Here is a 16,832-nt window from a genome sequence, read left to right as displayed (position 1 = left end):
AAGGCAGAACAATGGAAACCTTGTACACCGCAGAAGCACTGTCCACCGGCCAGGGTCGCGAAGGCCGCGCCCAGACTCCCGACGGACGTCTTGATCTGGTCCTCACCGCCCCTAAGGAATTGGGTGGCAGCGGTATCGGCACCAACCCGGAACAGCTCTTTGCCGCCGGCTACTCGGCCTGCTTCCACTCGGCACTGAACACCGTGGCCCGCGCCCGCAAGATCAAGGTCGAGGACTCCAGCGTCGGAGGACGCGTCAGCCTGCACCGCGAAGGCGAAGGCTACAAGCTCTCGGTAGAACTCGAAGTCGTCATTCCAGGCATGGACCACGACGCAGCCCAGGAGCTAGCTGACGCAGCCCACGCCGTCTGCCCATACTCGAATGCCACCCGTGGCAACATCGACGTGACCGTCACCGTTTCCGATGACTAATCAGCTCAGCAAGCCAAGGCATGCAGCACGACTGGCATTGGGCGCATTCCTGGCCTACGCCGGAATCAGCCACCTGAGTTTCGCACGCGAAGAATTCCAAGCCCAGGTGCCACAGAGTCTCCCGCTGGATCCAGATCTGGTCGTGATCCTTTCGGGTGTGGCCGAGGTCGGGCTAGGTGTCTCGCTGCTGACCTTGCTGAAGAAGCGAGTGCACGTCGGTTGGATCGCAGCACTCTTCTTTGTCGCGGTCTTCCCCGGCAATATCGCCCAACTGCTTGATCACCGGGACGCGTTTGGACTCGACACCGACGACAAGCGGCTTGCCCGATTGTTCTTCCAGCCAGTACTCATCGCACTTGCCCTCTGGGGCACTGGAGCATGGCGCGACCGGGCTCAGTTGCGGGCCAAGAACTAGCCAGCTGAACGCACGGATAGGCCGGTGGGCCGAGCACCGAATGGTGTTCGGCCCACCGGCCTATTCAATTGCCGTTATTCCGCCAAGGAATCTACAGCGCATTCAAGAGATCCTTCATCTGCTGGATCTCCTGATTCTGCGATTCAACGATGCCCTGGGACAACTTGATGGCCTCCGGATAGGAGCCATCAGCAATTTCTGTCTTGGCCATCTGCACCGCCCCTTCATGATGCCGAATCATCTGTTCGAGGAACAGCTTGGCAGCTTCAGGGCCATCAGCTTTCTCAAGCAAGGCGATGTCCTCCGGGGAAATCATTCCCTCCCCGTGATCCATGGACTGGTGATCCATGGTCTGGGGCATACCCCATTGAGCAAGCCAGCTCTCCATGAGCTCGATCTCCGGGGCTTGCGCAGATTTGATCTGTTCCGCCAGTTTTCGGACTTCCGCGGGAATCTGGTTTTTGCCCAAGAGGTCCGAGGACATCGACAGCGCCTGCTCATGATGGGCTTTCATCCCACTGGCGAAATCCATGTCCACCTCGTTGGCCGCACCGGATGCGGACTCCGACGGAGCTGTCATTTGGTGTTCGGTCCCATGGGACTTCGATGAGGTTCCAGCTTGCTGGCCCTGATCCGCCGCGCATGAGCTCAGCGCGATCACGGCGCCCAGCGCCAGGGCGCTGAAGCATAAGGACTTGTTCTTCATGGGGTTCTCCTACGTCACGTGAATAATTCGTATGCCACCTAACTGGTGGCACAAAAATGAGGGCGGCAAGCCTCAACGGCGTTGCCGGCTCGTCACGTTCGGCAGATCCCCAAAGCGGTCAAATCCGGCTTCAAATATGCAATGTCCATCTGGCTGCACACGAGGACCCTGGTCCAGTGTTCCGGTTTTTCCCCGAGTGAGTTCAATCCTGGGGGGCGCAAAAATAGCAACATTGCCAGCAGTGCCAAGATGCACCCGACAGCAGACATTTGGTGTTCCATTGGGCAATTGGCGCACTCACCGTCTTCATGACTTCCAGCCGGCGCCGTCTGCTCATGATCAAGCGCATCATGTGTGACCATCACTGATTCAGGTGCGCTCATCGATGGAGCTGGCTCCATGGTTGGGGCCATGAATACATGCATCGACAGCAACCCAGCAAAGACCGCGCCAATCAGCAGCGACAGCTGCATCAGACCCAAAACTGGCTTCGCCGTCTGGTCCTGATACTTTGCGCTGCGATCCCCTGCCATGATCACCACTCTATCGAATCCCTGTCGAACACATGCACACGAGTAGCGCGAGGGAATATTTGACGCATCAACTTGTTATTACATGCATACGCATATAAATTGAAGGTAAGCGTACAACGCAAAACCTCGACGATAAACAGGAGCGGACATGCAGTTCGGAGTATTCTCAGTCAGCGATATCACCCGCGACCCCACCACCGGCCGCATTCCTACCGAAAAGGAACGCATTGACGCCTCGGTAGCCATCGCCAAGAAGGTCGAAGAAATCGGGATGGATGTCTACGCCATCGGCGAGCACCACAACCGCCCATTCTTCTCTTCCTCTCCTACCACCACGCTGGCCTACATCGCCGCCCAGACCAAGCGGATCATCCTCTCGACCACCACTACCCTGATCACCACGAATGATCCGGTGAAGATCGCCGAAGACTTCGCGATGTTGCAGCATCTGTCCGGTGGACGCGTGGATCTGGTCCTGGGCCGAGGCAATACCGGCCCGGTCTACCCATGGTTCGGCAAGAACATCCAGGACTCGGTCAACCTCACCGTAGAGAACTACAACCTGCTGCGCCGCCTGTGGGATGAGGACGTAGTGAACTGGGAAGGCACCTTCCGCACTCCCCTGCAGAATTTCACCTCCACGCCACGGCCGTTGGACGATGTGGCGCCCTTCGTATGGCACGGCTCCATCCGGACCCCGCAGGTCGCCGAGATCGCTGCCTACTACGGCGATGGCTTCTTCGCCAACAACATCTTCTGGCCAAAGGAGCACTACCAGCAGCTGATCAACCTCTACCGCGAACGCTACGAGCACTACGGCCACGGCAAGGCCCACCAAGCCGTCGTCGGACTGGGCGGCCAGTTCTACATGGCCAAGGACTCGCAGCAGGCAGTCAAGGAGTTCCGCCCCTACTTCGACAATGCCCCGGTCTACGGTCATGGTCCATCGCTGGAGGACTTCACCGCGCAAACCCCCTTGACTGTTGGCTCGCCTCAGCAGGTTCTGGAAAAGACCCTGACCTTCCAGGAATACTTCGGCAGCTACCAGCGCCAGCTCTTCCTCATCGACCACGCGGGCCTGCCGCTGAAGACCGTTTTGAACCAGCTGGACATGTTCGGCGAGTACGTCTTGCCTGAACTGCGCAAGGAGATGGAATCCCGCGCGCCAGCAGATCTGACCCCTGCCCCGGCCCATGAAGGGCTGGTCGCCGCTCACCGGGCTAAACTGGAAGCTGACGCAGCGAATACCAAGGAGTCAGCAACAAGTGACCGGGACCAATAAACCTGTAGCCTCGTTGAAGGTCACCACCGACGCCTGGGAATCCCTGTTCCGGGCACAGGTGGCGGTCATGCGCCAGATCACCGCGATGCCGGAGTTCGGCAAGCTGTCCATGCGCGAATACGATGTCCTGTTCAACTTGCGCACCTGCCCCGGGGGCAAGAGCCGGATGGTCGACTTGAACAAGCAATTGCTCATTTCCCAGCCCAGCTTGAGCCGCATGGTGGTCCGCCTTGAAGAGCAGGGACTGGTTGTCCGCGAACCGGATCCGGTGGATCATCGAGCCACCCAGCTCTCCCTGACCGATAAGGGACTGAAACTGCAGCAGGAAATAGGCCGGGAGCATGTGAAGCATTTGCACGAGCTTCTCGGCTCGGCGCTATCCGAGGAAGAATTCCTTGAACTTAACCGGCTGAGCAGCAAACTGCATCGCGCAGTTCAATAACCGGCAGATTACCCGGAAGGGCTGGCCCTAGTGCCCGCTCTTCCGGGTTTTCTGGCACCATGGGATCAGGCATGTCGTTGCTTGAAGGATCAATTCAGTACAGAAGGAAGATCATTGTTGAAGGACGCGCAGCTACTGAGCTTAGACGTAGCAGCCAGCCAACTTGGCGTCGATACCAAGGATCTCCGAAGCTACTTGAGAAAGCAGCGCCCCAAGGGCGCGGTGCAAATCCCCAACAAGCCCGGCGGCAACTGGCACCTGCACGCCAGTTTGTTGCAGCAACTGCAATTTGCCGGGGCACCCGGAATCGACGCACCGCTTCGCCCGATCGATGATGCCATCCTCGGAGCCCTGGAATGGTCCGAATGGATCCCCTTCGATCAGGCCGCCGAAGAAGCGCCGGTGCTGCCCGGAGTCTATGTCTTCCGAGAGCGCGGCGACGAGCAGAATCCCCCTCGGTACATCGGGCAAGCCGGTGAAAGAAATGGCAAGGGCCTGCGTGGCCGATTGAAGCTCTACTCCAGCGGCAAGGGCGCCACCTCAGGCCTTGGACGATATGCCATGAATCTAGCGCTGGCCGATGCAGCATGGCTGACCCAGCTCGCCCACGAGGCGGAATCCGGCAGACCCGAAAGCGTGGAACACATGGCGCGCCGGGCCATTGACCGATTGAATCTGGCGGTGCGTTGGGTGCCGTGCGTCCACCGCAAGGCGGCCATGCTTTTGGAAGCTGAACTCGTCAAAAGGCACTGTTCGACGCTGTGGAATAGCCCTGGCGAAGAGGATCAGGACAGCCCCGAAAAATAATCGCCACCTGATACTGCTTGCATCTGCGCTGTGACCGGTTCACTGTAGGACTTATCTACAGAAGCACCACTGCAATTGATGATTTGAGGAGTAGGCAATGGGGCCAGTTACTTGTGATGTAACCGTTTCTTCTGATGGTTTCTGCGCAGGACCCAATCAGAGCATGCAGTTCCCGTTGGGCGAAGGCGCGGAGAAACTTCATCGCTGGCAATTCGAGCAAACCGAAGAAAACGCCAAAGAAATCGCAGCTATCACCGAGGCTTCCGCGTTCATCATGGGCAGCCATATGTTCGGCCCGCCCTCCGGTACCCATTCCACCGACTGGACCGGCTGGTGGGGAGATAATCCGCCCTATCACGCACCGGTTTTCGTGCTCAGTTCGCATCCGCGTCCGCTGATCCGGATGGATGGCGGAACCAGTTTCCAATTCATCACCGAAGGGATCCACGAGGCGCTTTCGGAGGCGCAAGAGGCCGCGGGCGAACGGCCAGTTGCCATTGCCGGCGGCGCTAACACCATTGTGCAGTTCCTCAAGGCGGGCCTCATTGACGAGATGCGGCTGCATATCGCGCCGATCCAGTTAGGACGTGGCGAAGCCATCACCGTGGAAACCATCGAGACCCACATGGATCGGTACTCACGGCGTGAAACGCCTTTGGCTACACACGTCTACTATCGTCGTCGGCGTTAGAAGCAACGCGGATTACTTATAGAAGCCTTCTCGGAGATTGATCCCATATTCCAGCCAGGTCTTCATAGCGGCCATCATGCCGGTCCAGCCCATGCAATTGCCGAAGGCCGCCTGAGCGCCGGCGGAATTGGCCTGCCAGGCGCTTTCGGTGATGTCGACTTTTGTTCTGGTGCTGTCATCCACCGAGGTGAATTCGAAGGTCACGGTATTCATTGCGTCATCTGCTGTGGCGTGCTCCGCACCCCACTGCAAGACGATCTTTTTGGGGAATTCCGCCTCCAGCACCTTGACCGGGAAGGCTCCGGGGAAATCATGGAAGTCCCACGTAACCGTCGTTCCCGCTTCAAGCCGCCCCTGCGCCCCACCGGTAGTGAAGTAACTCGATAGTTGGGCCGGATCGGCCACGGCCTCATATACCTGGGACACCGCTTTGGAGATAAACCCGGAAACGGTGAAGGACAGTTGTTCTAGCTCTGCATTTGATGACATGTTTCATGTCTACGCCAGATGATTAATCTAGACAATAGTCGCAGCGCTTTTCTGAGCTAATTGGTTAGTCAAACACCGAATGGCTTGGCGTATTGGAAGTCGCCTCGCGGAAGTCTTGATTCATCGAAGACGCGCACCATGAAGTGCTCTCCCCAGCTTGCATCGCTGGGCGTGATCCCGCGAGCGTGCGCCGGCTCGTAGCCAAAACGGCGGTAGTACCCCGGTGCGCCGAGCAACACGATTCCACTCAGCAATTCAGCTTCGGCCTGATCATGGATGCTCTGCATCAAAATCGAACCGACGCCTCGGTGCTGGTATTCCGGCGCTACGGCCAGCGGCCCAAGCCCCAGCATTGGCTCGCCACCGATCCTTCCCCACGTAGCAATGACGTGGCCAATGACTACTGAATCGTCGAGCGCCACGAGTGAGAAGCGTGAGTCATACTCTTCGCAGTCGAACAGATTCTGAAGCAACCCGACTTCTTCAGGCTCAACCATGGGGTCAATTCCGGCAAAGGCTGCATGCGTTACTGCATACACCGCTGCACGGTCATCAAAGACTTCAGGACGGATATGCATGATCGCAAACCTACCAAACCTCGCGGATCAAGGAAAATTCTGCCGACGTTTTGATCAATCCCCAACGTGCCCTTGTGCCACTAAGAATGATCGGGAAGTCCGTAGGTTACGGCCGCCGGTCAATAATTCATTTTCCCTTCATTTTCCGTCCTTGAAACCCATTGTTCCGCTCCCCTCAGACCAGGAGGCTTGGGCGCTTACTCGTGGACAATGTCGCACAGAAGCTCCCGTCAATTCATATTCCTTCAAGTGGGATGCGCTTCTTGGAAATGCCCATCGCTTCAGGCCACTTTGCACGACGGAGCGTTGGCACCTGATGCATGGTGTGCATGGTCTACGCCATTGAGCATCATGGTTAGTCCATTCATCATCAACCGATTGCAGAAACCTTGAATCACGTGATGAATAGTGATGAAATTAGGGTCGCATCGCTCATCACTTGCAATGGAGAACCAATGAAACAGCCGCGTGCCCTGAAAGTCCCACTCGCTGCAACAATCTCGGCAGCGCTCATGGCGACCTTATTGCCGCTGGCCCCTGCCAATGCGGCACCAACGGCGACTTCAACGACCGAGATTGCGCAGACGGTGTCGGTGGATTCTGCAGTGCAGATTGCCGCGAAGAAGATTCAGCGCAATCCGAGCAAGACAGATGTCTTCGTCAACAAGAAGTACCCACTGAGCCCCAAAAAGTACGCTCCCAAAACCGTGGCAGTTAAAGGCACCAATGTCCGACTGAAGTCCTCGGCGGCGACGGCCTACTCCAAAATGGTCAAGGCAGCGGCCAAGGATGGCGTCCACATTCGAGCCGTCAGCGGTTACCGCTCCTATGCTCGCCAAGCCGAGCTGTACAACTACTACACCCGGATTTACGGGCAGAGCTACGCGTCCAAGATCTCGGCGGTGCCAGGTACCAGCGAACACCAAACCGGGTTGGCCATCGATGTTGGCAATCGAAATAGCGAGTGTGGCCTCCAAGCCTGCTTCGCCAACACGCCCGTAGGCAAGTGGGTGGCCAAGAACGCACACAAGTATGGCTTCATTCTCCGTTACCCTAAGGGCCAGGAGTCGGTGACCGGTTACTCCTACGAGCCATGGCACTTCCGCTACTTGGGCACTTCGCTGGCCAAGAGCTACAAGAACTCAGGCGCCAAGACGCTTGAAGCCTACTACGGCGTCGCAGGTAGCAAGTCCAAGGATACTTCGACCAAGAAATCCAAGGGCACCGCGAAGACCACCGCCAACTTGAATATGCGCTCGGGTGCCGGAACGAACAATCGTGTCCTGTTGACCATCCCACGCGGCAAGAGCGTTCAGCTCACCGGTTCCAAGAAGTCCGGTTGGTACGAAGTTCGCTACAGCTCCAAGACCGGTTGGGTTTCTGGCAAGTACTTGAGCAATGTTTCGATGCCTTCTACACCAAAGAAGAAGGAATCATCCAAGGACAACAAGTCCAAGAGCACTCAAGCCAAGTCTGCTAAGACCACCGCGAATCTCAACATGCGCGCTGGCGTGGGCACGGGCCATCGAGTGGTCTTGACGATTCCACGTGGCAAGCAGGTAACGATCACCGGCTCAAAGAAGTCCGGTTGGTATCCAGTGAAGTACTCGGGCAAGTCGGGCTGGGTATCCGGCCAGTACCTGAACAACTTCTCGAATTCCGCGCCAAAGTCCAATAGCCAGAAGCAGAAGTCCAGCCCTAAGTCTTCTACTAAAAAGACTGTCGCTAATCTGAATATGCGCAGCGGTGCAGGAACCAACCACCGTGTGGTCCTCACCATCCCCAAGGGCAAAAAGGTGACTTTGACCGGCTCGAAGAAGTCGGGTTGGTACGAGGTCAAGTACTCCTCGAAGACCGGCTGGGTCTCAGGCAAGTACCTACGCTAGAAAACTTGCAGGACACGACAGCGCCCCCTCAACTTGAATGTTGAGGGGGCGCTGTCGTGTTCTGCCCGCAAACTCTCTTCTAGCCGCGGCTTTCGGGCACTAGTGGGCTAGCCGTTCAGCGCCCGGTAGTTCAATGCGCCACCGGTGGCCGAACTGCCATGGGTTTCCACGTGGATGTGGTCCATGTGCTTGGTGGTGTCGGTCCAGTTGTTGGTGAACTGAGTGCCGTACTTGCCAGAGGTAGAGTAAGGCTCCCAGCCCTTGGAGGCAGACAGCCAGATCTTATCCTGCCAAATCAGGTAGCTGATCCCCAGCTGGGCACGATTGTCCAAAAGGAACTGGGCAATGCGATCTCCAGCCTTGATGCCAGAGGCGCTCTTGTAGTTTGCCATCATCACGTCCACCGCGCGTCCGGAGCTGTGGCCAACCGAGCCAGGGCGGATGGTGTAGAGCGAGGTGTAGTCGCCACTGAAGAGGCGACGCACCGTATTCATGACCAGCTGCGTATCGCTGCGGACCGTGCTCAGCTCAGAAGTAGTGAGGTACTTCGAGCTGATGTAGCCACTGCCGATCTTGGTGGAGACCTTGGACCAGCCGTTCGAGGCCGAGCGAACGGTGACCTTCTCCCCTGCCTGGACAACGCCGAGGACGCGGTAGCTGGTGCCAGCTCCGGAACGCAGGTTCACGCCAGCGGTCGCGTAGGCGACCTTGGACGGGGTCTGTTCCGGCTTCGGAGACTGCGAAGCAGGCGCCTTGCCCACGTAGGACTTGCTGACCCATCCGGTTCCCTTGGACGAGGAGACCTGGGCCCAGTTTCCCGAGTAGCGATAGATCTTGATCTTTTCGCCCGCAGGGATCACTCCCACAGAACGATACGAGATACCAGCCCCGGTACGAAGGTTCAGGTTGGCCGTCGTGTACCCGGTGGTGCTCGACGATTCCGGCTTAGGCTTCTGGGGGTTTGAGGAACTCGGTGCAGATTTGAGGTAGCTCAGACTGGACCATCCGGTGCCCTTCGAAGAGCGGACCTTGGCCCAACCATTCGAGGTTTGCAGGACGGTAACGCGTTCGCCCTGGGGAATGATGCCCAAGGAACGGTAGCCGGTTCCGGCTCCGGCGCGCAGGTTAAGATTCGCGGTGGTGTAGCGAGCGGTGCCGCTATCGGTCTTCGGTGCCGAAGCGACGGTGTCCAAGTACGAGTTGGAGGACCAGCCGGTCTTGCCGGCGTATTTGACCTTGCTCCACTTGCCGCTGGTCGCCAGCACAGTGAGCTCGGTGCCCTTGGGAATGACTGCCAAGGTTGCTGAGGCGGTCGTCGCTTTGGCACGCAGGCGCAGGTTCGCAGTAGTGCGCTTGGTGGTGGCTTTCGCAGCGACCACGTTGAGCTTGTTTGAAGGCAATGACTTGGGAACGTCAGCATTGGCGGCGGTTGCCACCGTGGCTTGAGCACCCGTGCCGATGGTCATGGTTAGTGCCAGCGCTACTGCGGCGGTGCGTCCAGGAATCCTCATCAGGTCCTTCTTTTCGTGAATCGGGGTAGCCACTTTCCACGTTCCTTGTGTTTGCGGTGTTCCCCGAGCGAGCGATGCGAGTTGATTTCATTTTTGGCTTCAGCCGCGAGACTGCGCCGGTCCCGAGCCCCATTTAGGCATACGTTCCCGTAGTTACTTTGCCATATCTCGCACGTCCGCGCATCTAAATCTGGCCAAATCAGCGCTGAAGTCTCAACTTAGTGAGGAGGAATACTTTCCGCTTGCTACTTTAAAGTAGCCAGAATTCCGCGACATACGCTGAACCAGATCAAGATTTGCGCACCCAACACACGCTGCCAGTGTTCACAAGATGAGTCGTTGCCTCAGACACCTCTGGCAGGAATGCCCGGTGGAAACCTTCTTAAAACAGGATTCTCCGAGCAACAATGTTGCCCGGAGAATCCGGCGTGATCTTTCATGGTTCTTCGCAACCGTGATTACCGCTCGTCAGCGGTCACCGTATCGCGGTCCACCGTGAATGAGGTGCGGGCGGAGACCGCCGAAGCTCCTATGCCTTGGCTCCCCTTGAGCCAGACATCGTCGCCTGCCTCTACCGAGGAAATCTTCACCGCATCGTCAGTACGGGTCAGGTCACGACGCAGGGTCTCAGGTACCAGGAAGGTCGAGCCCACGGTGATGGCGGAAAGCACTGCCATGTACAGGCCCAGCACCAGCCAGCTGCCATCGGTGATTGCAATCAGGTAGGCACCCAGGACGCCGGCGAGACCGCCTGCGAGCACGGCGGAGATTTCGCGTGCCATGGCTACACCAAGGTAACGGTGACGGCTGCCGAAGAGCTCAGGAAGCATGGCGCACTGTGGGCCAAGCATGGTGGCAACACCAAAGCCAATGCCGATCGCGATGACCGCGATGGCCACTGCGTGGCTGCCCAGGGTCAGTGCCCACCACGCTGGCAGCGAGTACACGAGCATGAAGATGGCGCCTGCACGGTAGACGATTCGGCGGCCAAAGCGGTCCGAGAGTGCTCCGGCGAACGGCACCGAGAATACGCCGATCAGCGAGCCGATGGTCACACCCCAGGTCAGCAGACCCTTGTCGGCTTCCGGACCGACTACAGTGACAAAGAAGCTCAGTGCCAGGCCCTGGAACATGTAGGAGCCGCCGTTTTCAGCCATGCGCAGTCCAATACCCACCAGCACGCCCGGGAAGCCATTGCGGAACAGTTCGCGCATCGGGTGCTCGGAAACCTGTTCACGTTTTTCCATCTCCACGAAGGTCGGGGTCTCTTCCAACTTCGCGCGGATCAGAACCGCCAAGATGATCAGCAGGAAGGATGCCAGGAAGGGCACGCGCCAGCCCCATGACATCAGTGCTTCCTCAGGCAACATGGTCAGCAGCGAGAAGACTACCGCGGCTAGCAGAGTTCCGGCCTGAATTCCGACAAATGGCAGCGCCGAGAAGAAACCACGACGTGCGGTCGGCGAGTACTCGGCCATCAGGACGGTTGCGCCGGCCTGTTCTGCGCCTGCGCCGAAGCCCTGTAGCAATCGCAACAGCACCAGGAGGATTGGCGACCAGATGCCAGCCATCTGGTAGGTCGGCAGCACGCCGATCAAGGTGGAAGCGCCACCCATCAGCATGATGGTGATGATCAGGACGATCTTTCGACCCAGCTTGTCGCCCAGCATGCCGAAGAACATTCCGCCAAAGGGACGAGCCACAAAGCCCACGCCAAAGGTGGCGAATGCTGCCACCGTGGCCATGGCTGGATCCCCTTGCGGGAAGAAGAGCACGTTGAAGATCAACGCCGTAGCGAGACCGTACAGCGCGAAGTCGAAGTATTCGAGGGCACTGCCGATGCTTGATGCCAAGGTGGCGCGCTGCAGGTTCTTTGCGTAGTCGGCGTCGAGCGCCGAACCGCCGGAGCTTTGGGCTCCTGCTGGCGATGAATTCATGGTGGTCTCCTTTGACGAGTGAAGCACATCACTTCTACCTGCATCGAAGATACCAGCATATCGAACAGCGTACAACATAGTGAACGCATTATTTTTCCGAGGATTTCCACCCCATGACAAAAGCTCGCCCCACCCTTCCTTCGAAGAGGAAGAATGGGGCGAGTTATCGCAAAACTATACGGTTATCAGATAGCGTTTAACCACGTGCGGCTCGTTGCCTCCACGGGTTTTCCAGCCGGGCGGCAACTTCTCGCAGCGCCGTGCCCACCGCGGCAATTCGCAGCGGGTCAGCCTGATCCATCGGCAACGCCGTCCCAAGGGCCAACGGAGGATCACCAGGCGACCAAGCAGACAGAGGCACGGCCACGCCCATTACTCCGCTGGTCGACCGGCCATCATCTAGAGCGAAGCCGCGCTCGTGAGCAAGCGCCAGTCTTTCGCGCAGTTCCTCACCAGTGAGCTCATGGCCATCGACGCTGCTGCGCCGAGGCAGTTCTTTCCCAATAATCTGCGCCAGCTGCTCTTCATCGAGCGAAAGCAACAGGGCGTTGCCTGCAGCACTCATGACCGCGGGAAGTCGCGAGCCCAGGGGTGCGCCAAAGCGGTAGGGCATGCGGCCTTCATGCCGGGCCAAGTAGAGTGCCTCCGCGCCATCAAGCATGGCGATCTGCACCAGCTCTCCACGCAGTGTCGGCGATGAGGAAATGAGCCCGAAGAATTCACGCACCTGGTTGAACTGCACGGAGTATGCTCCCCCAAGTTCAGCGTTTCGGCGGCCCAGCCCGAACCCCTCACTGGTGCGGCGAATCATCTCGCCATCTTCCAGCGCTTGGCACAGATTTGCGCACGAGGATTTGGCGATGCCCAAGGTGCGCGCCAGCTCGCTCAGGGACAGCGAACGCCCTTCGGCTTCCGCAAGCAGGCCAAGGATTGCCAAGGCACGGGTTACCGCGGGAGCAGGATCCCGGCTTGGACGTTCGCCTGATTCTTCTACAGCCTCATTCACGCTTGTCATTAGTAAAACTCTACGGTGTCGACCTTGTTCCGCACAGCCTGGCCATCCAATATTCGCGTTGCGTTGTAGGCGAAGAGCCGAGCGATGCGAGTGGTTTCCTGGGTGCTGAGCGCAGCGGTATGCGGGCTAATCAGAACGTTCGGGTGTTCCCACAACACGCTGTTGGGATCCAGGGGTTCCTGGGCCACGACATCCAGCGCGGCGAAGCCAATGCGGCCAGCCTCCAGAGCAGGAATCAGTGCCGACTCATCAACCACGGTTCCGCGTCCCACGTTCACGAAGATGGTTCCATCCTTGACCGCTTCGAACACATCAGAGCCGAGCAAGCCTTCGGTGCTCTTGGTCCCCGGGAGCGTAGCCACGATGGCATCAACCTCGCCGGCAACTTCGGCGATCTTGGCCGGATCAATGAGGCGATCCACACCTTCTACCGGCTTGCTGCTGCGCGACGTTCCCCAGACGGTCGAGCCGCAGGCTTTGAAGCGTTCGGCCACCGCGGTGCCGATTCCGCCCAAGCCGACCACCAGGATGGTCATCTCATCCAGGTGGCGCATGCCCCAGCGCTCGGAAGGCCAGTACTTGTTCGCCTGGTCGGCCTCCAGCTTGCGAAGATTCTTCGCTCCGGCAAGCACGCCAAAGAGCGCGAACTCCGCCAAGGTGGATCCGTGCACGCCAGCACTGGTAGTGAAGGTGACTCGATCCAGCTCTTCGGAGCTCAGGCCTGCAGCTTTCACCTGCGCGCCGCCGCCAGCGGCGGTGGTGTGAACCCAGATAAGGTCCTGGTTCTGCTCGACGGTTTTCTTCAGCAGCTGCGGGTTGACGTCCGGGATGCCGAAAAGCGCTTGCGAGGAGGTGACGATTTCGTCATAACGCTTAGCTTGTTCCGCAGTGCGGGTGAACTGGGGATCCCCTTCCCAGTCTCCTTGCCAGCGCTGTGGCCGGTAGAGTCCTGGTTCATAGACAAAGTCCAGGCGAGGTTCGAGTTCCTGCATTAGTTCAAGATCTGCTGCGGGGACATCTACGGCGATTCCCACGCGCAGGCGTTCTGTATTAGGCGTCATTGCTCTGTATTCCTTCCGTCTGATGACAGCATACCGTTATGGACAGTATATTGAACAGTGTTCGCTATATTGAACAGTGTTCGCTATATTGACCATTGATTTTTCGGCTCAGCCGCCTCACAACAAAGGAATTGCTGATGAATGTACCAGCCCCGAACCACACGCCCAACGTTGGAGTCATCGGACTCGGAGCCATGGGCCGCCCGATGGCGCGGCTGCTCGCACAGCATCACGGCGTTGTCACCGTAACCTCAAGCCGCCCCGAAAACGACGTGCTGCAAGACCTCCGCGCCCAATTGCCTGAAGGCAGCGGCGCATCACGAATCCAGTGGGCCGCCACTGCAACCCAGCTGGCAGCGGCTTGCGACGAAATCCTGCTGATGCTTCCAGATCTTCCGCAGATCATCGAATGCCTGGAATCCGAAGACGGGCTACTAGCCGGACTGGACCAGCGATCCTCTGATGCCGCCCCGCTTCTGCTGATGATCGGCTCTACCTGCTCGGCACCCGGGGTGCGCCAGCTGGCCGATGACCTCGCTGCACGTTTCGGCGAGCGCATCGCCGTAGTCGACGCTCCGGTTTCCGGCGGCGAGGACGGCGCCAAGCAAGGATCACTGTCGATCATGCTCGGTGGTTCAGGTGAACTCTGCGAACGAGCCGCCACAGCACTGGCGCCCTGCGGCACCCCGGTTCGCCTCGGAGAGCTAGGAGCCGGACAGGTAGCCAAAGCCTGCAACCAGCTGGTCGTCAGTGCAACGATCTTCGCGCTGGGCGAGGCATCGGTACTTGCCGAACGATCCGGGCTGGACCTCCAGGAAATGTGGAACCTGCTGGGGCACGGTTACGCCGCCTCGCGGCTGCTTGAAAGCCGCCAAGATCGATTGGTCAGCGGGGATGATTCACCTTCCGGAGCCATCAAGTACATGCGCAAGGACTTGGCAGGGGCCAACGAGATCGCGGAGTCCACCGGAACCAATACCGTCTTGCTCCCCCAGTTGCGCCAGGCCATCGATGAGGTCATCGAAGCGGGGCTCGGCGAGAGGGACATTTCGGTGACCAAGCGGTTTATCGCTGGTCGCTAGTTTCAGGCCACCAGGGATTTCACGGTAGCCACCACGGCACTGGCTACCTGGCTGATCTCGTTTTCCTTGGTGCCCCGGGTGAAGGACAGCCGCACCGCGGTATGCGCGAGCTGCTCTTCATAGCCCATGGCGGTGAGCACGGCCGAGGGATCGGTGCTGCCTGCCGAGCAGGCTGAGCCCGATGAGCACAGCACCCCGCGGCGTTCGAGCTCGATGAGCACCGTTTCCCCTGCGGTGCGCGGGAAGACGAAGGAGACTATGCCGCCAATGCGTTCTTCGCGGTGGCCGGTCACCTTAACGAGTCCGGGGGCCACAGCTTCCAGCTCCTTGCTGATCCGATCGATGAGATACGGTCCATAGCTGTCCCCGGCTCCGGCCTGCCGCTGTTCGGTGCACAGCTGCAGCGCCCGGGCTACGCCTACCGCGGCGGCCGGGTTTTCGGTTCCCGACCGCAGTCCGCCCTGCTGGCCGCCGCCGTGCAGCAGGGGAAGGATCGTGCATTGGTTGCTGGCGTAGAGAACGCCGCTGCCCTTCAAGGCGCCGATCTTATGTCCCGATAGGCTCAACAGATCCACGTGATTGGCCAATTCAGCCAGGTCCATCCATCCGGCGGCCTGCACCGCGTCGGTATGCATCAGCGCCCCGGCAGCATGGGCCAGCTCTGACAGTTCCTTGATGGGCTGAATGGTGCCGACTTCATTGTTCACCGACATGACCGAGACCAGCGCGACCTGGTCATCGATCAGATCCTTGGCAGCGCGAAGATCGATAATCCCGGATTCATCGACCGGGATCAGCCGGTGCGTAAAGCCATGGACGCTGGCCAGATAGGCGCAGGCTTCGAGAACAGCAGGGTGCTCGATGGTGCTGCTGACAACAACTTTGCCCCGCGGATTGGCCAGGGCCCCGCCGATCACCGCGGTATTGTCCCCTTCGGTGCCGCCGGAGGTGAAGTAGATTTCCGTCTCGTCCACGCCCAATTGGCTGGCGACTTGGGCTCGCGCCCAGTCGTTGGCACGTTTGGCTTGGTGTCCCAGCTCATGCAGCGAGGCGGGGTTCCCGAAGTTGCTGGTGAGCAGCGGGGTGACGAGGTCAAGTACTTCTTGGCGGGGTGGGGCGGTGGAGGCCGCGTCCATGTAGATCATGCAATAACCATATCCAAGCCCAGGTCGATGGCCCGCACCGAGTGGGTGATCGCGCCGCTGGAAATGATGTCAACGCCGGTCTGGGCGATAGGTCCGACGGTGGCGGCGCTGACCGTGCCGCTGGCCTCGATGATCGCCCGCCCGTCAATGAGCTTGATGGCTGCCGGGATATCGGCCAGGTCGAAGTTGTCCAGCATGATGATGTCCACCTTCGCGTCAAGCACTGCGGGGATCTGTTCGATGCGGTCCACTTCGACTTCCATGGCGGTGGTGTGGCCTAGCCTGGCCCGCACGGCTTTCAGAGCACGGGTGAGTTCTTCCCCCTCCCCGAGCAAGGCAAGGTGGTTATCCTTGGCCATGAATGCCTCGGAGAGATTATCCCGGTGGTTCACTCCCCCGCCGCAGCGCACCGCATAGCGTTCCAAGACGCGAAGGCCGGGCGTTGTTTTCCGGGTATCGGCAATGCGCGCGTTGGTATGCGCCACAAGATCAACCAGTTCGCGGGTGGCCGTGGCGATGGCGCTCATCCGCTGCAGCAGGTTCAACGCAACCCGCTCGGCGCTGAGCACCGAGGCGGCGGGACCCTGGACGGTGAGCAGTTCCTTGCCGGCCGCGAACTTCTCGCCATCGGCGACGAGCTGGGTGACCTTGATATTTTCGTTCAGCATCGTCATGGCCCGGGCAAAGACGGTGCCGCCTGAAAGCACGCCGGGCTCCCGGGCGTTGACCACTGCGGTTGCCTGGGCGTCTGCTGGAACGATGGTGTCAGCGGTCAGATCCCCGCGTGGATGGTCCTCGGCGAAGGCCATCTGCAGGATGCG

At 59.2% G+C, this 16,832-nt stretch carries 18 protein-coding genes; 8 read left to right on the top strand and 10 right to left on the bottom strand.

The genetic code is table 11. From position 1 onward, the window contains the following. Positions 1-11: 11 nt before the first annotated feature. Entirely contained in the window at positions 12-431 is a 420-nt protein-coding gene (locus D3791_RS14905) for an organic hydroperoxide resistance protein (RefSeq protein ID WP_022876240.1), read from the top strand. Next, positions 424-846: a DoxX family protein gene (locus tag D3791_RS14900; protein ID WP_172512656.1), complete on the top strand. Its 423-nt coding sequence runs from the start codon at positions 424-426 to the stop codon at positions 844-846. Before D3791_RS14905 ends, D3791_RS14900 begins: the two co-directional genes overlap by 8 nt. A gap of 91 nt (positions 847-937) precedes the next feature. Here D3791_RS14900 and D3791_RS14895 read toward each other — a convergent pair whose 3' ends face one another. Together D3791_RS14895 and D3791_RS14890 are read right to left on the bottom strand one after the other, a co-directional pair. Continuing rightward, complete coding sequence (locus D3791_RS14895) at positions 938-1,552, bottom strand: DUF305 domain-containing protein (protein ID WP_172512655.1); 615 nt, start codon at positions 1,550-1,552, stop codon at positions 938-940. A 92-nt stretch (positions 1,553-1,644) separates the two neighbouring features. Continuing rightward, complete coding sequence (locus D3791_RS14890) at positions 1,645-2,085, bottom strand: DUF6153 family protein (RefSeq protein WP_022876243.1); 441 nt, start codon at positions 2,083-2,085, stop codon at positions 1,645-1,647. 148 nt (positions 2,086-2,233) lie between these two features. On the opposite strand from D3791_RS14890, the gene D3791_RS14885 reads away from it, so the two are divergent. The 4 genes from D3791_RS14885 (at position 2,234) to D3791_RS14870 (ending at position 5,307) form a co-directional block, all read left to right on the top strand. Next, positions 2,234-3,367 carry an LLM class flavin-dependent oxidoreductase gene (locus D3791_RS14885; RefSeq protein WP_172512654.1) on the top strand — a complete coding sequence of 378 codons (1,134 nt, stop codon included), beginning with the start codon at positions 2,234-2,236 and terminating at the stop codon, positions 3,365-3,367. Next, positions 3,351-3,809 (top strand): MarR family winged helix-turn-helix transcriptional regulator, encoded by a 459-nt coding sequence (locus tag D3791_RS14880; RefSeq protein ID WP_022876245.1) that lies wholly within the window; start codon positions 3,351-3,353, stop codon positions 3,807-3,809. Before D3791_RS14885 ends, D3791_RS14880 begins: the two co-directional genes overlap by 17 nt. 114 nt (positions 3,810-3,923) lie before the next feature. Further along, a complete protein-coding gene (locus tag D3791_RS14875) occupies positions 3,924-4,616 on the top strand; it encodes a hypothetical protein (RefSeq protein WP_172512652.1) in 693 nt (230 codons plus the stop codon). A 97-nt stretch (positions 4,617-4,713) separates the two neighbouring features. Continuing rightward, complete coding sequence (locus D3791_RS14870) at positions 4,714-5,307, top strand: dihydrofolate reductase family protein (protein WP_022876247.1); 594 nt, start codon at positions 4,714-4,716, stop codon at positions 5,305-5,307. Positions 5,308-5,319: 12 nt separating this feature from the next. On the opposite strand, the gene D3791_RS14865 is transcribed toward D3791_RS14870, so the two are convergent. Together D3791_RS14865 and D3791_RS14860 are read right to left on the bottom strand one after the other, a co-directional pair. Continuing rightward, positions 5,320-5,796 carry an SRPBCC domain-containing protein gene (locus D3791_RS14865; protein WP_172512651.1) on the bottom strand — a complete coding sequence of 159 codons (477 nt, stop codon included), beginning with the start codon at positions 5,794-5,796 and terminating at the stop codon, positions 5,320-5,322. Positions 5,797-5,864: 68 nt separating this feature from the next. Beyond that, positions 5,865-6,374 carry a GNAT family N-acetyltransferase gene (locus D3791_RS14860; RefSeq protein WP_022876249.1) on the bottom strand — a complete coding sequence of 170 codons (510 nt, stop codon included), beginning with the start codon at positions 6,372-6,374 and terminating at the stop codon, positions 5,865-5,867. A gap of 455 nt (positions 6,375-6,829) precedes the next feature. On the opposite strand from D3791_RS14860, the gene D3791_RS14855 reads away from it, so the two are divergent. Beyond that, positions 6,830-8,260 carry a D-alanyl-D-alanine carboxypeptidase family protein gene (locus tag D3791_RS14855; protein WP_172512650.1) on the top strand — a complete coding sequence of 477 codons (1,431 nt, stop codon included), beginning with the start codon at positions 6,830-6,832 and terminating at the stop codon, positions 8,258-8,260. A 107-nt stretch (positions 8,261-8,367) separates the two neighbouring features. Here D3791_RS14855 and D3791_RS14850 read toward each other — a convergent pair whose 3' ends face one another. The 4 genes from D3791_RS14850 to D3791_RS14835 all read right to left on the bottom strand — a co-directional run bounded on the left by D3791_RS14850 (position 8,368) and on the right by D3791_RS14835 (position 13,784). Continuing rightward, positions 8,368-9,804 (bottom strand): SH3 domain-containing protein, encoded by a 1,437-nt coding sequence (locus D3791_RS14850; RefSeq protein WP_022876251.1) that lies wholly within the window; start codon positions 9,802-9,804, stop codon positions 8,368-8,370. Positions 9,805-10,229: 425 nt separating this feature from the next. Then, on the bottom strand, positions 10,230-11,708 hold the full coding sequence (locus tag D3791_RS14845) for an MFS transporter (protein ID WP_022876252.1): 1,479 nt from the start codon (positions 11,706-11,708) through the stop codon (positions 10,230-10,232). 196 nt (positions 11,709-11,904) lie between these two features. Next, positions 11,905-12,714 carry an IclR family transcriptional regulator gene (locus tag D3791_RS14840; RefSeq protein ID WP_246242146.1) on the bottom strand — a complete coding sequence of 270 codons (810 nt, stop codon included), beginning with the start codon at positions 12,712-12,714 and terminating at the stop codon, positions 11,905-11,907. Between the two features lie 8 nt (positions 12,715-12,722). Further along, positions 12,723-13,784, bottom strand: a complete 1,062-nt coding sequence (locus D3791_RS14835) for a D-2-hydroxyacid dehydrogenase (protein WP_172512648.1) — start codon at positions 13,782-13,784, stop codon at positions 12,723-12,725. 137 nt (positions 13,785-13,921) lie between these two features. Here D3791_RS14835 and D3791_RS14830 point away from each other — a divergent pair, with 137 nt between their 5' ends. After that, the gene (locus D3791_RS14830) at positions 13,922-14,866 is read left to right on the top strand and encodes an NAD(P)-dependent oxidoreductase (protein WP_172512647.1); all 945 of its coding nucleotides are present in this window, start codon (positions 13,922-13,924) and stop codon (positions 14,864-14,866) included. 2 nt (positions 14,867-14,868) lie between these two features. Here D3791_RS14830 and D3791_RS14825 read toward each other — a convergent pair whose 3' ends face one another. After that, the gene (locus D3791_RS14825; protein ID WP_172512646.1) at positions 14,869-16,011 is read right to left on the bottom strand and encodes a cysteine desulfurase family protein; all 1,143 of its coding nucleotides are present in this window, start codon (positions 16,009-16,011) and stop codon (positions 14,869-14,871) included. Next, positions 16,008-16,820: a carboxylating nicotinate-nucleotide diphosphorylase gene (gene nadC, locus D3791_RS14820; protein ID WP_216847389.1), complete on the bottom strand. Its 813-nt coding sequence runs from the start codon at positions 16,818-16,820 to the stop codon at positions 16,008-16,010. The genes D3791_RS14825 and nadC overlap by 4 nt, the downstream gene beginning before the upstream one ends. Positions 16,821-16,832: the final 12 nt, after the last annotated feature.

It is taken from the genome of Glutamicibacter mishrai, from assembly GCF_012221945.1.
GTDB classification, from domain to species: domain Bacteria; phylum Actinomycetota; class Actinomycetes; order Actinomycetales; family Micrococcaceae; genus Glutamicibacter; species Glutamicibacter mishrai.
This window is presented reverse-complemented; position numbering and strand designations above follow the sequence as displayed.

What these genes read in the sequence shown, in the direction of transcription:
- D3791_RS14890 (WP_022876243.1), bottom strand. Translation starts at nt 2,085, where the DNA reads ATGGCAGGGGATCGCAGCGCAAAGTATCAGGACCAGACGGCGAAGCCA.
- D3791_RS14830 (WP_172512647.1), top strand. Translation starts at nt 13,922, where the DNA reads ATGAATGTACCAGCCCCGAACCACACGCCCAACGTTGGAGTCATCGGA.
- D3791_RS14860 (WP_022876249.1), bottom strand. Translation starts at nt 6,374, where the DNA reads ATGCATATCCGTCCTGAAGTCTTTGATGACCGTGCAGCGGTGTATGCA.
- D3791_RS14905 (WP_022876240.1), top strand. Translation starts at nt 12, where the DNA reads ATGGAAACCTTGTACACCGCAGAAGCACTGTCCACCGGCCAGGGTCGC.
- D3791_RS14845 (WP_022876252.1), bottom strand. Translation starts at nt 11,708, where the DNA reads ATGAATTCATCGCCAGCAGGAGCCCAAAGCTCCGGCGGTTCGGCGCTC.
- D3791_RS14855 (WP_172512650.1), top strand. Translation starts at nt 6,830, where the DNA reads ATGAAACAGCCGCGTGCCCTGAAAGTCCCACTCGCTGCAACAATCTCG.
- nadC (WP_216847389.1), bottom strand. Translation starts at nt 16,820, where the DNA reads ATGGCCTTCGCCGAGGACCATCCACGCGGGGATCTGACCGCTGACACC.
- D3791_RS14900 (WP_172512656.1), top strand. Translation starts at nt 424, where the DNA reads ATGACTAATCAGCTCAGCAAGCCAAGGCATGCAGCACGACTGGCATTG.
- D3791_RS14895 (WP_172512655.1), bottom strand. Translation starts at nt 1,552, where the DNA reads ATGAAGAACAAGTCCTTATGCTTCAGCGCCCTGGCGCTGGGCGCCGTG.
- D3791_RS14865 (WP_172512651.1), bottom strand. Translation starts at nt 5,796, where the DNA reads ATGTCATCAAATGCAGAGCTAGAACAACTGTCCTTCACCGTTTCCGGG.
- D3791_RS14885 (WP_172512654.1), top strand. Translation starts at nt 2,234, where the DNA reads ATGCAGTTCGGAGTATTCTCAGTCAGCGATATCACCCGCGACCCCACC.
- D3791_RS14825 (WP_172512646.1), bottom strand. Translation starts at nt 16,011, where the DNA reads ATGATCTACATGGACGCGGCCTCCACCGCCCCACCCCGCCAAGAAGTA.
- D3791_RS14835 (WP_172512648.1), bottom strand. Translation starts at nt 13,784, where the DNA reads ATGACGCCTAATACAGAACGCCTGCGCGTGGGAATCGCCGTAGATGTC.
- D3791_RS14870 (WP_022876247.1), top strand. Translation starts at nt 4,714, where the DNA reads ATGGGGCCAGTTACTTGTGATGTAACCGTTTCTTCTGATGGTTTCTGC.